General features: G+C 60.6%; 13 protein-coding genes. 7 read left to right on the forward strand and 6 right to left on the reverse strand.

Annotated features, from left to right (window positions below; all coding sequences use genetic code 11):
• Positions 1 to 15: 15 nt before the first annotated feature.
• Positions 16 to 330 (reverse strand): DUF3579 domain-containing protein, encoded by a 315-nt coding sequence (locus FXN63_RS16790; RefSeq protein WP_148816364.1) that lies wholly within the window; start codon positions 328 to 330, stop codon positions 16 to 18.
• A 412-nt stretch (positions 331 to 742) separates the two neighbouring features.
• Between FXN63_RS16790 and FXN63_RS16795 the strand changes: the two genes are divergently transcribed.
• The 3 genes from FXN63_RS16795 to FXN63_RS16805 all read left to right on the forward strand — a co-directional run bounded on the left by FXN63_RS16795 (position 743) and on the right by FXN63_RS16805 (position 4,480).
• Positions 743 to 1,930, forward strand: a complete 1,188-nt coding sequence (locus FXN63_RS16795; protein ID WP_148816365.1) for an aspartate aminotransferase family protein — start codon at positions 743 to 745, stop codon at positions 1,928 to 1,930.
• A complete protein-coding gene (gene argF / locus FXN63_RS16800) occupies positions 1,927 to 2,871 on the forward strand; it encodes an ornithine carbamoyltransferase (protein WP_148816366.1) in 945 nt (314 codons plus the stop codon). Before FXN63_RS16795 ends, argF begins: the two co-directional genes overlap by 4 nt.
• A 181-nt stretch (positions 2,872 to 3,052) precedes the next feature.
• Positions 3,053 to 4,480 carry an erythromycin esterase family protein gene (locus FXN63_RS16805; RefSeq protein WP_187394926.1) on the forward strand — a complete coding sequence of 476 codons (1,428 nt, stop codon included), beginning with the start codon at positions 3,053 to 3,055 and terminating at the stop codon, positions 4,478 to 4,480.
• A gap of 78 nt (positions 4,481 to 4,558) precedes the next feature.
• Here FXN63_RS16805 and FXN63_RS16810 read toward each other — a convergent pair whose 3' ends face one another.
• Entirely contained in the window at positions 4,559 to 5,428 is an 870-nt protein-coding gene (locus tag FXN63_RS16810; RefSeq protein ID WP_246164856.1) for an MBL fold metallo-hydrolase, read from the reverse strand.
• A 19-nt stretch (positions 5,429 to 5,447) separates the two neighbouring features.
• Here FXN63_RS16810 and FXN63_RS26735 point away from each other — a divergent pair, with 19 nt between their 5' ends.
• Together FXN63_RS26735 and FXN63_RS16815 are read left to right on the forward strand one after the other, a co-directional pair.
• Positions 5,448 to 5,672 (forward strand): hypothetical protein, encoded by a 225-nt coding sequence (locus FXN63_RS26735; protein ID WP_187395262.1) that lies wholly within the window; start codon positions 5,448 to 5,450, stop codon positions 5,670 to 5,672.
• Between the two features lie 71 nt (positions 5,673 to 5,743).
• Positions 5,744 to 6,664, forward strand: coding sequence for a LysR family transcriptional regulator (locus FXN63_RS16815; protein ID WP_148816369.1), 921 nt, complete (start codon positions 5,744 to 5,746; stop codon positions 6,662 to 6,664).
• Positions 6,665 to 6,740: 76 nt separating this feature from the next.
• Here FXN63_RS16815 and FXN63_RS16820 read toward each other — a convergent pair whose 3' ends face one another.
• Both FXN63_RS16820 and murB read right to left on the reverse strand, forming a co-directional pair.
• On the reverse strand, positions 6,741 to 7,790 hold the full coding sequence (locus tag FXN63_RS16820) for a hypothetical protein (protein ID WP_148816370.1): 1,050 nt from the start codon (positions 7,788 to 7,790) through the stop codon (positions 6,741 to 6,743).
• A 7-nt stretch (positions 7,791 to 7,797) separates the two neighbouring features.
• The gene (gene murB, locus FXN63_RS16825; RefSeq protein WP_148819449.1) at positions 7,798 to 8,865 is read right to left on the reverse strand and encodes a UDP-N-acetylmuramate dehydrogenase; all 1,068 of its coding nucleotides are present in this window, start codon (positions 8,863 to 8,865) and stop codon (positions 7,798 to 7,800) included.
• Between the two features lie 194 nt (positions 8,866 to 9,059).
• Here murB and FXN63_RS16830 point away from each other — a divergent pair, with 194 nt between their 5' ends.
• Together FXN63_RS16830 and FXN63_RS16835 are read left to right on the forward strand one after the other, a co-directional pair.
• On the forward strand, positions 9,060 to 9,545 hold the full coding sequence (locus FXN63_RS16830) for a YajQ family cyclic di-GMP-binding protein (RefSeq protein ID WP_148816371.1): 486 nt from the start codon (positions 9,060 to 9,062) through the stop codon (positions 9,543 to 9,545).
• A gap of 193 nt (positions 9,546 to 9,738) precedes the next feature.
• Complete coding sequence (locus FXN63_RS16835; protein ID WP_148816372.1) at positions 9,739 to 10,782, forward strand: zinc transporter; 1,044 nt, start codon at positions 9,739 to 9,741, stop codon at positions 10,780 to 10,782.
• Here FXN63_RS16835 and FXN63_RS16840 read toward each other — a convergent pair.
• Both FXN63_RS16840 and FXN63_RS16845 read right to left on the reverse strand, forming a co-directional pair.
• Positions 10,776 to 11,321, reverse strand: a complete 546-nt coding sequence (locus FXN63_RS16840; protein ID WP_246164857.1) for a DUF1294 domain-containing protein — start codon at positions 11,319 to 11,321, stop codon at positions 10,776 to 10,778. The two genes, FXN63_RS16835 and FXN63_RS16840, sit on opposite strands and share 7 nt — an antisense overlap.
• A gap of 127 nt (positions 11,322 to 11,448) precedes the next feature.
• Complete coding sequence (locus tag FXN63_RS16845) at positions 11,449 to 11,931, reverse strand: Lrp/AsnC family transcriptional regulator (RefSeq protein ID WP_148816373.1); 483 nt, start codon at positions 11,929 to 11,931, stop codon at positions 11,449 to 11,451.
• Between the last annotated feature and the right edge of the window lie 2 nt (positions 11,932 to 11,933).

Below are 11,933 nucleotides of genomic sequence, written 5' to 3' on the forward strand. Positions count from 1 at the left end.
GCGGGCGGTATCGGCTTACTTGATCGGCGGGTCGTCTGGTGACACGGTGGACTCGATGGTCTGCAGGCCGTTGTCGCGTGCAAAGTCGACCGCAAATTTCCACGCCAGCGGTTCAATGCCGCGAATGCGCTCATCGACCACCACACACTTGATGCCGTCGATGAAACGCGGCACCACGTAAGGCGAATAGGTAATGTGGCTGCTGGCGCTGCCAGCCGGCCGGAAGCATGCCATTACGCCAGCCAGGCGCTCGGCCCAGTCACTGGGGCGAAACGTGCTGCCGGAAGAGGTAATGCCCTGAATGATGAGCTGTTTGACGCTGTCTGCCATGGAGTCGTGAGTGTTCCCGCACCGTTCCCGCACCGCCCCAGGCGCTTATGAGAAACGCGATGAAGGCCAAGCCAAAATTGTAGCGCAAGCCAGAGCCTGATCGCGCATCGCCCTGGAATTGGCGTCCAGACTCACCCGGATGCCGTGCGCGCGCCCCTCGGGTATCATCGCTGGGTAACATTCGTGTTGTAGTGTCTGACGCGATGCTGCGCGGCCATGCTTGGTGCGCACGTGCACGGCCGAAGGCAGTCGTGAGCGCTTGTTGTGAGCATGTGCCGTGAACGTGTGTCGCTGTCGCGTTCTACCGTCTTTGCCATTGATTTCCCGCTGTGCTTGCCACGGCGGTTCCAACTGGGCGGCCTCATCCGGGCCGCCGTTTTCATTTATTGATCGACGCTTTCAGGAGTCATCGATGTCGTCAGCCCTTATGTCCACCTATTCCCGCCTGCCCGTTGCGTTCACGCACGGCGAAGGCGTCTGGTTGTGGGACACCGAGGGCCGACGATACCTTGATGCGCTTGCCGGCATTGCAGTATCGGGCCTGGGCCATGCCCACCCGAAGTTGGTCGCGGCCATCAGCCAGCAGGCTGCGCGCGTGATCCACACCTCGAACATCTACGAAGTGCCGCTGCAGACTGAACTGGCTGAACGTCTGGTGAAGCTGTCGGGCATGAAAGAAGTGTTCTTCTGCAACTCCGGCAGCGAAGCCAACGAAGGCGCGATCAAGATCGCTCGTCGTTATGGCTACCTGAAGGGCAACACGCACGCACACATCATCACGATGAAAAACTCGTGGCATGGCCGCACGCTGGCCACGCTGGCTGCCACCGGCAGCGCCAAGGCACGCGAAGGCTTCGAGCCGCTGCCCACGGGTTTCATCGCCGTTGATTACAACGACATCAAGCAGATCGAACAGGCCGGCGACAACGAGCCGCGCGTCAACGCCGTGCTGCTGGAAGTGCTGCAAGGCGAAGGCGGTATCCGTGAAGCCGACCTTGATTTCCTGAAGCAGGTGCGCGCCTTGTGCGATGCGCGTGGCTGGCTGTTGATGATCGACGAAGTGCAGTCCGGCATCGGCCGCACTGGCCGCTGGTTCGCACACGAATGGGCAAACATCCGCCCGGACGTGATGACACTTGCCAAGGGCCTGGGCTCGGGTGTGCCGATCGGTGCCGTGCTGGCGGGTGAACGTGTGGCAGACGTGATGACGCCGGGCACCCACGGCACGACCTTCGGTGGCAATCCGCTGGTCAGCGCAGCCGCCTTGGCCACGCTTGACGCGCTGGAAGAAGAAAAGCTGCTTGCCAATGCCACGCGCGTTGGTGACTACCTGAAGGCTGCGCTGCAACGCGCGCTGGACAACACCGAAGGTGTGGTCGAAGTGCGCGGGCGCGGCCTGATGCTGGGCATCGAGCTGGACCGCCCTTGCGGTGTCTTGGTCAAGCAGGCGCTGGATGCAGGCCTGCTGATCAACGTGACACGCGACAACGTAATCCGCATGCTGCCTCCGCTGATCTTCCAGGAAGCAGACGCGGAAACACTGGTATCCATCCTGACACCTTTGGTGCAGCAATTCCTCGCGGGAGGAAAGAACGCATGACAGCCACGAAAATTCAAGCCCCGGTGCCGGTGCGGCACTTCTTGCAGTTCAAAGACCTGTCGGCCGAAGAACTTGGCTACCTGTTCGAACGCACGCAAGTCATCAAAACGCACTTCAAGCAATATCAGCCCCACCAGACGCTGCATGACCGCACGCTGGCCATGGTGTTCGAGAAGGCCAGCACGCGCACGCGTGTGTCGTTCGAAGCCGGCATGTATCAGCTGGGTGGCTCGGTCATTCACCTGACCACGGGTGATTCACAACTGGGTCGCAGCGAACCGATCGAAGACACCGCGCGCGTGATTTCGCGCATGGTCGACATCGTGATGATCCGCACCTACGAACAAACCAAGATCGAGCGCTTCGCCAGCGTGTCGCGCGTGCCGGTAATCAACGGTCTGACCAACGAATTCCACCCTTGCCAGATCCTGGCCGACATCTTCACCTGGATCGAGCATCGCGGCAGCATCGCGGGCAAGACCGTGGCGTGGGTGGGTGATGCCAACAACATGCTCTACACCTGGCTGCAAGCCGGTGAACTGCTGGGCTTCAAGGTCAACGTGTCGACCCCGCCGGGTTATGCGGTTGACCTGGCGCAAGCAGGTCTGGGCGATGCCTCGCATGTGGCCACTTTTGATGATCCGATCGACGCCTGCCGCGGTGCCGACCTGATCACCACCGACGTGTGGACCAGCATGGGCTTCGAAGCCGAAAACGACGAACGCCGCGAGGCCTTTGCCGACTGGTGCGTCGATGCCGACATGATGGCGGTTGCTGCTCCCGATGCCTTGTTCATGCACTGCCTGCCGGCACACCGCGGCGAGGAAGTCACGGCCGACGTGATCGACGGCCCGCAAAGCGTGGTGTGGGACGAAGCAGAAAATCGCCTGCACGTGCAGAAGGCACTGATGGAGTTCCTGCTGCTGGGCAAGTGCGACTAAGCTGAAACCGATACGGGTGGAACGTACACCCGGACATCGATCAAACCGGGCGTCATGGCCCGGTTTTTTTATGTTCCTTAATGCCAGCACACCGCGCAGAGGTATGTGTGTGTCGCGCATGTGGGCCATGTTGCTGCACACCTATTTCAAGCCAGATCCAGATATGCCAGTCCTGAATTCCGTGCCATCCAACACTCGCCCTGCCCTCAACACCATTGCCGGCCCGCTTGGCCTGAAACTGGCCAATGAGTGCCGCAAGGGATGGGGGCAGTTGATATGGCGGCAGCGTCGAACATCCCTGGCCTTTTTGCTTGCGACAAGCTTGCTGGTGGGCATGTCGGGTCTGTCGCAGGCACAGGCTTTGTCGCATCCGTCACCCAGCACCCCCACCCACGCGTTGACGACGCTGGCAGCCAGCCACAGTACCCAGGAATGGGCTTTCGTCGACACCTTGGTCGCCGGCAAAAAGTTAGTGCTGCTGGGCGAGTCCGGGCATGGGGTTCAGCAGTCGCTGGAAGCCAGGAACAGGCTCTTCGAATACCTGGTGCAGACGCACGGCTTCACCACCATTGCGCTGGAAACCGGGTTTGAAGATGGCATGGAGGTCAATGAATACGTCAATGGTGCGCGCAGCCTGGATGACACGCTGGTCGCCAAGGTGTTCTCGTTTTCTGCGCCACGCAGTTGGGATGCGAATCGCCAGTTGATCGAATGGATGCGGCAGCACAACGCGCGTGTGGGGCCAGCAAAGGCCGTGCGCTTCTACGGCATCGAGATGCTGGGCAACGCGCGTTATCTGAACGGTGCCGATCGAAGCCCGGCCCGCCGCTCGGCAGACGCTGCGCTCGCCTATCTTCACCAGGTTGACCCCGGTGCAGGCAAGGCTTGGCAGCAGCGCATGGAACCGCTGCTGGCAGCGCTGGTGCAACAGCGATATGCCGACATTTCCTCGGTCGATCGCGAATCCATGACGCTTGCGCTCGCAGACCTCGTCAAGCTGTTCGAACGGCAGAAAAACGCGTGGACGGGGCTTAGCTCGTTCCAGCGTTTTCAGCGCGCTTACCGCAATGCGCTGAACGCCAGGAACCTGGATACCGATCTGCGCAGCAATGGCTGGTGGGCAGGCGCAGACCCCGGCAATCGACAGCGCAACCTGGACATGCGTGATGCGTCGATGGCCGACAACGTGAAGTGGGTGCTGGATCAGGAAGGTGCACGAGGACGCGTGTTGGTCTTCTCTGCGTTCAAACATGCGGTGCGTGTGCCGCGAACCAGCCACCGGGCCTCGGACCGGGGTTTCATCCCCATGGGCCAGCAACTGCACACCACGTTCAAGCACAACATGGCCATCATCGGCATGATTGCCGCGCGGGAAGCCCGCGAGTTCTACACTGACGATGGCTTGGCCGCATTCATCAACGCGGGATCTGCCGATGTGTTTGCGGTCAATTTCCGTGAACTTGCGGGCAAGCCTGACGCATCGAACTGGTGGCAGACATCCTGCACGTTCGGTGACTGCCAGCAAGCCCTGACAAGCGCGGCAGACGCGGTGATTTTTGTGAAAACACCGCAAGCAGCGCTCAGCGCGACAACAGGCCGGGGCAACTGAGCGACCCGGCATTGACCCGGAGGCCATGCAGGTCGATTGCTATCGCAATGACCTGCTTACCCCACCCAGTTCCGATGTTTACTTTGCCGTCGATGTGCGATCGATGAAATCCACCGGCACGAAGGTATAACCCCCGCTTTGCTCGGCCCGGACATGGCCAATCCCCGGGTACGGCAAGTGTGCACCCGCCACCAGACTGCGCTTGGCAGCAAAACCAGCAAACTGGGTTTCACGTTCCGAGGCTGCATGTTTGGGGTCTACGTCATAGACGATGGTGATTGCCGTCTTGGGAAACTGCACCGCCGCTACATGCACGATGTCGCCAATGAAGGTGATGCTGTCGCCCTTGCTTTCCAGCGCATAGAAGCTGTGACCGGGCGTGTGGCCCGGTGCGGGCAAGGCCTTGATGCCGGGCAGGATCTGCGTTTCACCACTGAAGGCGTGCACCTTGCCCGCTTTCACGTAAGGGGTGAGCGAAGCCACGGCTTGCTGGAAATACTGCTTGTCGTAGCCATCGACACCATTGGCGTTTGCCGGGTTCAGGAAGAAGTCCACATCGGGCTTGCCCACATGCACCGTGGCATTCGAGAACACCACCTTGCCGTCTGCAGTCAGGCCACCGCTGTGGTCGGCGTGGATGTGGGTCAACAAAATGTCGTCGATCTGGGCCGGCTCGTAGCCCGCTGCCTTCAGATTGCCCAGCAGCTTGCCGCCATTGCCTGGGCCGAACAACAAGCCCGCGCCGACCTCGACCAGCACCAGCCTGGAACCTGTGTCGATCAGGTAGGCGTTGATCGACACCTCGACCGGGTTGGCCAGGAAGGCGTGGTGCAGCAGCGCATCGACTTCTGCCTGCTTGATGTTGGTCAGCAGTGCGTGCAAGTTCTGCGGCACCGTGCCATCGGAAAGTGCGGTGACCTGGAAATCGCCAATCCGGTACTGATACACGCCTTGGGATTGCGCCCGAGTGCGCGCAATAGTGGTCGCGTCCGCGCCGGCGGCAAAGGCAGAAAAAGGAATGCTTGTGGCTGAAACGGCAGATGCCGCAACTGCCATTGCCGTGATGAGTTTGCTAAATTTAATTTTGCTAAATTTGGTTTTGCTGAATTTCATGGTGCTCGCCTTGGATGATTGCGACCCAGTGATGGCAGCATTTGCCATGCAAAACGCTGCCTCTGCCCGGATGTCGTAGAAGAACGGCGAGCGTAGATCCTCGTGCGTCTGCACCACGAGTGCGCATTGACGATACGAGGTATAAGCAAAATGGATATCAGGCGCTCGGACCTTCCGCTTCTCATTTCCCTGGACGTGCTGCTGGAAGAGCGCAACGTCACCAAGGCGGCAAAGCGGCTTCACATCAGTCAGCCAGCACTGTCTGCACAACTGAGCCGGCTGCGGGACTTGTTTGATGATCCCCTGCTGGTTCCCTCGGAAGCCGGGCGTGGCATGGTGCCCACGGCCAAGGCGCTTGCCTTGCAGACGGGGCTACACGATGCCTTGATGGATCTGCAAAGCGCGGTGCAGTCACAGGAAAAGTTCGACCCCACCCGGCAATCCCGACACTTCGTCGTCGCCATCGACGACAACGTGTTCACGATCATCGGCATGGCAGTGGCGAAGATGGTGCTGGCGCAGTACTCGCCGAACATCCGATTGAGTTTCGTGACGCCGGAGGAGACCAATCTTGTCTACAGCATGGAGCGTCGCGAAATCGACCTGTATCTGGGCCTGCGCGACAAGATCCCCGGCCCTTTGCGATCTCGTCATCTGCTGACCGATACCTTCCGCGTAGCGCAGCGCCGTGGACACCCACGCGGGCCAGGCCCGCTGTCGCTCGCGGAGTATTGCCGGCTGGCTCATGTAATGGTGTCTCGCCAAGGCATGCTTCACAGCAGCATTGACGATGCCCTGGCCGCACTGGATGCACGCCGCGACGTGCACATCACCGTATCAAGCTACAACCAGGTGCCCCTGGTGCTGGCCGACACCGACTGCATCACCACGCTGCCAAACCTGCTGCTGCAACGTTATGCAGACGGCCTGGATATCTTCGAGCCGCCGCTGCGCTTGCCGTCCTTCGATATCGCCATGGCCTGGCACCCTCGTGCCCATGATGATCTTGGGCATCAGTGGTTGCGGGATAGATTCGTGGCGGCAGCCGGTGCGTTGACCGACGTGAGTTAGTGACCGGCATGCATGTACTGGCCGACACCAGCACACCGCCCTGACCGCGCGTCGTGCAAGCCCTGTCTATGCCTCGCTACGCGTCGTACTCGTAGGGCCGAATTTCGATAGGCTTGTCGAACGAGGTGGCAAGTTCCTGGCCAAGATCGTTCAACCCATCGGGCTTGCCATTGCCAGTGACAAGTATCAGTTTGTCCGCGACATCCGGGCAAGACGTGCGGCATCGCACATACAGCCTGGACCCGCCGCCCCCCTTGGCGGGCAACATGCGCTCGATCTCGAAGCCCAGGATATCGTCGCGGGGAATCACGAATAGCTGAGTGGTGCAGAAGATCAGTGCGCGCCGGTCCGACGGCCAACCCAGTTTGCCCAACAACTGCGGCAAGTAGCCGGACGGCTCACGGACATATTCCAGTTCGGTTTCACTGGGTGCGGTGTCAAGGATCTGCTCGGCAGACTGCGGATACAGAGAGACGCCGGGATCCATCGCCTGGAAGGCGGCAAGCCATGCGGCTTCAAGCTCGCTGGGCGGCTGCCTGAACCCCGTTCGCACATGGATGAAGCACGCCGTGATCAACCTGGGCTCGGCATCATGCGCGTCGTTTTCCAAGTCCTGCGACTGCCATTCCGGTGGCCAGGCAATCAGTTCGATGGCAGCAGCACCAGCCCGCCATTCGCAAATCCAGGTGTTGTAACGCTCGCCGATGGGAGCCGGGCCAAGATGCTGCGCCAACGCATCGTGGGTCTTTTGCACATTCAGACGCGTGTCGGTGCTCAAGGAGACGATGCCCTCGAACTCCGCAATCGGAAACTCGGGAGAAAGCCGATCGAAGCTTCTTGCATGCCAGGGCAGCATGAAGCCCGGCAAAGGGGTTGCCTGCTCCAGACTGACCATGTCGGAGCGGTACCAGGGATGCTGCTGTATGCCACAAGCCTGCTCCACCACCCTACGCGGGGAGCGCCAGGGCAGCCCAAGCTGATCGAGGAAGACATGGATCGGGTTTTCACCGCTTGGCAGCATGTCAAGGCGTCGAGGCTCGGGCGGCGTGTCGTCGCACTCCGGATCTGGCTGCGATGGTTTTGCGCCAAACAGGCGTTTGAAGAATCCCGGCTTCGTATCGGTCATCGCGTCCTCAAGTCACCACAATAGGTTCAGGCTCCAGCACCACGCCGAACTTAGTCATCACATCGGCTTGAATCGCACGCGCCAGCGCCATGATGTCGGCAGCGCTTGAGCCACCCAGGTTCACCAGCACCAGCGCCTGTGCGGCATGCACCCCTGCGCGACCCAAGGCCTTACCCTTCCAGCCGCATTGGTCGATCAGCCAGCCAGCGGCCAGCTTCACGTTGCCATCGGCCTGGGGATAGGCGACCAGCCCGGTGTGTTCCGCAGCCAGCTTGATGTGCGTGGCAGCATCCACGATCGGATTCTTGAAGAAGCTGCCTGCATTGCCCAGCACGGCCGGGTCGGGCAGCTTGCGGATGCGGATTTCGCAGACCGCATCAAAAATCTGTTGGGCCGTGACATTGCCTGCTTCGCGCGCGGCAGCCAGTGCCGAATGGCGTTGCAGGTCTGGGTAGTCCAACACCGGTGCCCAGGCACGCGGCAACCGAAAGCGCACCGCCGTGATGATCCAGCGACCAGGATGATGTTTGAAGATGCTGTCGCGATACGCAAAGGCGCAGGCGGCGTGGTCCATCTCTACCCAGGATTCTTCGTGCAGGTCATAGGCCACCACGCTGTCGAAACGGTCTTTCAGTTCGACACCATAGGCACCGATGTTCTGAACCGGTGCAGCACCCGTCTGCCCGGGAATCAGTGCCAGGTTTTCCAGCCCCGGCCAGCCTTGCGCAATGGTGTGGGCTACCACCTCGTGCCAGCGTTCACCGGCGGCGGCTTCGATCAGCAAGTGGTCTGCGGTCGTGTCCAGCAGGCGAATACCGCGCAGCCGCATATGGGCCACCAGCATGTTCACCTGGCTTGGCAACACCATATTGCTGCCCCCGCCCAGCACCAGCAGGCCCGGATACTCGCGGGCAAGTTGGGCCAGCGCGGGCAACTGCGCGGCGTCATCGATCTCGACGAAGGCATGTGTGTGCGATGCCAGCCCAAGCGTATTGAAGGCACGTAGATCTTGCGCAACCGGCGTCAGGACGGCTTGCTGGCCATCGGCGTGCGCAGCGTCTGTAAGTGGGTTCATCGGCGAGGCAGGCAAACCGGAATCGGGGAAAACGGGCAGTGACACGAGCGATCCGCGCAGCAATGACAAGGATGGCCATGTTACTTGACTACAATCGAGGGATAGCCGGTGCCGTCTGCGCACCGGAATCCCCAAACGCCCCGGCTGCGCGCCGCGCCTTCTGCTTGCGTGCAGACACTGATATGGAGTTTTTCATGCCCTCATTCGATACCGTGTGCAAACCCGATATGGTCGAACTGCGCAACGCGGTTGAGCAATCCAACAAGGAAATCGGCACGCGCTTCGACTTCAAGGGGTCGGATGCCAAGGTCGAGCAGACCGAAAAAGAACTGACGATCTTCGCCGACAGCGACTTCCAGCTGGACCAGGTGCGTGACGTGCTGCTGAGCAAGATGACCAAGCGCAAGGTCGATGTCCGCTTCCTGGACATGGGCAAGGTCGAAAAGATGGGCATGGACAAAGCCAAGCAGGTGCTGACCGTGCGCAACGGCGTGCCGCAGGAAAACGCCAAGAAGATCGTGGCCGCGATCAAGAATTCGAAGATGAAGGTGCAAGGCAGCATTCAAGGCGACGTGGTGCGCGTGCAAGGCAAGGACCGCGACGATCTGCAATCTGCAATTGCACTGCTGAAGAAGGAAATCACGGACTTGCCGCTGGGCTTTGAGAACTTCCGCGACTGATTTTCAAGAGTCGCAGCTATTGCAAGTGCTGAAAAGCCATCGGATCGTTGTACGACCGGTGGCTTTTTTTATTGCACCGTTGTTATTGCTTCGTTGTTATTGCTTCGTTGTTATTGCTTCGTTTGTTATCACGTACACGGATTTGCAATCCGTTGCATGACCACCCTGCTACCTCTTTTCTGATCAGGCCCCCTTGAGCTCCGACCACAATCACGCACATAACCATGCAGCCGGTGCCAATGAAAAGTCTCTGCGCATCGCGTTGGCGCTGACGGCATCGTTTCTTGTCGTGCAGGTCATTGCCGGGCTGATGACACAAAGCCTGGCCTTGCTGTCCGACGCCGCGCACATGTTCACCGATGCGGCGGCGCTGGCGATTGCGCTGGCGGCAATCCAGATCGCCAAGCGCCCGGCAGACAAGCGGCGCACCTTTGGTTATCACCGCTTTGAAATTCTGGCGGCGGCGTTCAATGCCATGTTGTTGTTCATGGTGGCGATCTACATCGTGATCGAGGCCTGGCAGCGCATTTTCTCGCCGGTGCAGATCGAGTCGACAGGCATGCTGGTCGTCGCCGTGCTGGGACTGGTGGTCAATCTGATCAGCATGCGTCTGCTCAGCCAGGGCAAGGATTCCAGCCTGAACGTGAAAGGCGCTTATCTCGAAGTCTGGGCAGACATGCTCGGTTCGGTGGGCGTGATCATCGGGGCGCTGGTCATCCGCTTCACGGGCTGGGGCTGGGTGGATTCGGTGGTGGCGGTGCTGATTGGCCTGTGGGTGTTGCCGCGCACGTGGGTGTTGTTGAAGTCCAGCTTGAACATCTTGCTGGAAGGTGTGCCCGAGGACCTGGATATCGATGCGGTCGAACGAACCATTCTGGCGGTGCCGGGGGTGTTGTCGATTCACGATTTGCATGTCTGGTCGTTGACCAGTGGCAAACCCAGCCTGACGGTGCACGCGGTGGTCGATCCTGTGATCGATGCGGAAACCGAGGTGGTGCCGGCGATTCGCCGTGCGCTGATCGCCGCGCACGGCATTGCGCATTCGACGGTGCAATGCGAACGCGTACCGTGTCAGCCGCTACCTTGGGATGCGCATTTCGAGGGGCATGGGCATGTGGAGGATCAGCGCGCGGAGTCTGGGGGTAGTGGCGTGGCGCACAGTCATGCCGATCACGGTCACGACCAGAACCACGATCACGATCACAACTCCAGTGCCAGCCAGAAACGCGATCACTGACCGCGTGTGATGACGCTGTGCAGTGCTTGCCATCCTACAAGCAGCAGACGATCCAGCGAGATGCCGCTACGGCTCCAGAGCAACCAGGTCAGCACGCCAAGATTGACGACCACCGTCAAGCGAAACATCCACTGGAACCCGGCCTTGCTCGACTTGTGACGAAACACTGACTGCGCCAACAAGGCACCCGGCCAGCCGCCCAAGAGTGCCAGCAGATGCAAGCTGCGCTCGGGCGTCCGTCGCCGGTTCGCCATCGCGGCAGACTTGTCCAGCCCATATACCAGCACGCTTATGCCGCTCATCACCGCATAGACCAGCGCCACCCAGGCGGGCACGCGCCCTGCGATGGCACCAAGCGCCAAGGCGATGACAAAGAACAGCCCGATGGTTGCGCCAAGCCCCCAGCCACCGGCATGTCTTGCCGATCTGGCCATCCGCGCTGGCGCAATGGTGCCGGTTGGTTCGGCACGCCCATCGCGCCTGGGAGCCGTGACCGGCTGAATCGTGCCGCCTGGTGCCACCCGGGCTTTTGTGCCCACACCGCCTGCCGTGGTACGGGCGGCGCGATCGTTTGATGGCTTGGTCGTGGATCTGCTGCTTGATCGGGCCGGTTGCGCAATTGTTGGCTCGACCCGCACGGCTGCCTTGCTCGCTCCTCGCCTTGCTTCAGCCACGAGTCTGCGCCCCGGCCAAGTGCAGCGGCAACGCGCTTTCTTTCAGGCGTCGCAGCACGAAGCTGGACTTGCTGTGCCGAATGCCGGGAATCATATAAAGCCTTTCACGCAGCAGCCTTTCGTAGTCGCGCGTATCGCGCACGGCGATACGGATGAAATAGTCGTAGTCGCCAGACACCAGGAAGGCTTCCAGCACCTCGGGAATCTGGGCCAGCGCCTGGCCGAACTTGTAGAGCATTTCTTCGCTGTGGCTTTCCAGCGTCACGTGGACGATCACGGTGTCCATGAAACCCACGGCGGCCGGGTCGATCTGCACCGTGTAGCCCTTGATGACACCCGCCGCTTCCATGCGCTTGATGCGGTTCCAACAGGGGGTGGATGACAGGCCGACTGCCGTGCCAATGTCCTGCAGACTGGCCCGCGCATCGCCCTGTAACACGCCCAGAATTGCCAGATCGAACTTATCGAGGTTCATTT

The organism is Pigmentiphaga aceris (genome assembly GCF_008119665.1).
Taxonomy (GTDB): domain Bacteria; phylum Pseudomonadota; class Gammaproteobacteria; order Burkholderiales; family Burkholderiaceae_B; genus Pigmentiphaga; species Pigmentiphaga aceris.